Origin of the sequence: Salipiger sp. HF18, from assembly GCF_011806505.1 — a bacterium.
GTDB classification, from domain to species: domain Bacteria; phylum Pseudomonadota; class Alphaproteobacteria; order Rhodobacterales; family Rhodobacteraceae; genus Salipiger; species Salipiger thiooxidans.
This window is the reverse complement of the sequence record NZ_JAATOS010000548.1, coordinates 1-2520: the sequence shown is the minus strand read 5'-3', so window position 1 is coordinate 2520 and position 2520 is coordinate 1. Positions and strand designations below refer to the sequence as shown.

Here is a 2520-nt window from a genome sequence, read left to right as displayed (position 1 = left end):
TCGCGCGGACGTCAACATATCGCCAGCCCGTGGGGCGGGCTGGCGATGCGCGGCGGCCTTCGGCCTTGATTCCGCGCGGGGCAGCGTGCGGGCGTCGGGAGAGATCGTTGCGGCGGTGGTCCTAGGGAGGGCATCGCCGTGGGAGACCCTTCACCCTAATGGCGATGTCACCCGTATGGAGATGGGCGAGTGCCGGCTTGGCAAGACTGGAGTCCGTGTCTCGAAATGTTTCCAGGAGATGGCGACCGACAGCGCGATGGCCCCACAGGCCCGTAACGAGGCCGGAGGCCAGAGCTCCGCACCCAGGCGCCCCCCAAGACCCCGCTCACACCAGTGAAAAGATCACCCCGCCAACAGCGCCCTTGCAGCGGCCTTGGCTTCGGGGGTCACGGTGTCGCCGGACAGCATCCGCGCCAGTTCCTCTTCGCGGGCCCCGGGGTCGAGCGGCGTGACGGTCGACAGCGTCGCGTCGTTCTCGACCCGCTTCGACACCCGCCAGTGATGCGCACCGAGCGCGGCGACCTGCGGCGAGTGGGTCACGACGAGCACCTGCCCGCCCGAGGCCAGCGCCTTGAGCCGGCGCCCGACCGCATCGGCGGTAGCGCCGCCCACCCCGCGGTCGATCTCGTCGAAGATCATCGTCACCGCGCGGTTGCGCTCTTCGGAGAGGCAGACCTTCAGCGCCAGCAGGAAGCGCGACAGCTCGCCACCCGAGGCGATGCGGTTCAGCGGCCCCGAGGGCGCGCCGGGGTTGGTGGCGACGGTGAAGGCCACGGCATCGCGGCCCTCGGGGCCCGGCTCGCCCTCGTTCACCTCGGTGCGGAACACCGCGCGCTCCATCTTGAGCGGCGCCAGTTCCGCGGCCATCGCCGCGTCCAGACGCTCGGCCCCGGCCTTGCGGGCGGCACTCGCCGCGCCTGCGGCCGCGTCATAGGCCGCGTCCGCCGCCTTCACCGCGCGGGAAAGCTCGGCGATGTCCTCGGCACCACGATCAAGCGCCGCCAGCCGGCCCGAAAGCGTCTGGGCCAGCTCCGCCAGCTCGTCCGGCGCCACGGAGTGCTTCCGCGCAAGCCCACGGATGGCGAAGAGCCGCTCCTCGGTCTCTTCCAGCTCGTGCGGGTTGAACTCCAGCGCGTCGAGGCACTCGGCCACCTCGCGCCCGGCCTCGTCGAGCTCCGCCATGGCGCGGGTCAGCGCCGCGATGGCGCCCTCGAGCCGGCCCTCTGCCTTGTCCGAGGCGCCCTCGAGCCAGCGCAGCGCGTTGGCCATGGCGCCCTCGGCACCGTCATAGCCAAGCGCGTCCGAATGCGCTCGGCCGCCTGCATCATGCGGCGCCGGGTGTCGAGATCGGACTCCTCGCCGGGCTCGGGCGCGAGCTTGTCCAGCTCCTCCACCGCGTGGCGCAGGAAATCCTCCTCGGCCTTCACCTCGGCCAGCGCCGCCTCGGCGGCGGCGAGCCGCTTGCGGGCCTCGCGGCGCCCGGCCCAGGCCGCGCGGGTGTCGGCCAGAAGGGCATCGAGCCCCGCATAATCGTCGAGGATCAGGCGATGGCCCGAGGGGTTGAGCAGGCCGCGGTCGTCATGCTGGCCGTGCAGCTCGACCAGCGTGTCCGAGAGCCGCCGCAGCACCTCGCCCGACGCGCGACGGTCGTTGACCCAGCCGGTCTTGCGGCCATCCGCGCTGTTCACCCGCCGCAGGATCAGCTCGTCCGAGACCGGCAGACCGGCCTCTTCCAGCACCGCGCGCGCGGCATGGCCGGCGGAAAGCTCGAACACCGCGGTGACCTCGCCCTGCGCGGCGCCGCTGCGCACCAGTTCGGCGCGGCCGCGCCAGCCCAGGACAAAACCCAGTGAATCGAGAAGGATCGACTTCCCCGCCCCGGTCTCGCCGGTCAGCACGTTCAGGCCCGGCTGGAAACTGAGGTCCAGCCGGTCGATGATCAGCATGTCGCGTATCTCAAGCGCCCGCAGCATCATGCACCGGGCGGGGTCGCGCCCCGCCGTCCCCTAGAGCCACTGGCCCTTGACCATCTGCCGGTAGACCTGCGCCAGCCAGTTGTCGCCGGACACCTTGAGCTTCAGCTCGAGCCCGCGCCCGGTCAGCAATGCATAGGTGTCGGCGTACCAGACGGTGCCCTGGTAGTTGTAACCGAGGATCGCGCCGGCGGTCTGCGCCTCGTTCACGAGGCCGAGCGACAGATAGGCTTCGACCAGCCGGTGCAGCGCCTCGGGCGTGTGCGTCGTGGTCTGGAAATCCTCGACCACCGAGCGGAAGCGGTTGATCGCGGCACCGTAGTGCTGGCGCCTGAGGTAATAGCGCCCGATCTCCATCTCCTTCGCCGCGAGGTGGTCGAAGGCGAGGTCGAACTTCAGGATCGAGGACCGCGCGTATTCGCTGTCGGGATAGCGCTCGATCACCGTGCGCAGCGCCTGCAGCGCCTGGAAGGTGAGCCCCTGGTCGCGCCCCACTTCCTCGATCTGGTCATAGTAGCTGAGCGCCAGCAGGTACTGGGCATAGGCC

Annotated in this window: 1 protein-coding gene and 1 pseudogene; both read right to left on the bottom strand. The window is 70.7% G+C overall.

Features of this window, described 5'->3' with window-relative positions; all coding sequences use genetic code 11:
* Positions 1-342: 342 nt before the first annotated feature.
* Positions 343-1973, bottom strand: a pseudogene (gene recN / locus HC022_RS23910) (DNA repair protein RecN).
* Positions 1974-2006: 33 nt separating this feature from the next.
* On the bottom strand, positions 2007-2520 hold a 514-nt coding region (locus tag HC022_RS23905; RefSeq protein WP_167454065.1), incomplete at its 5' end, for an outer membrane protein assembly factor BamD.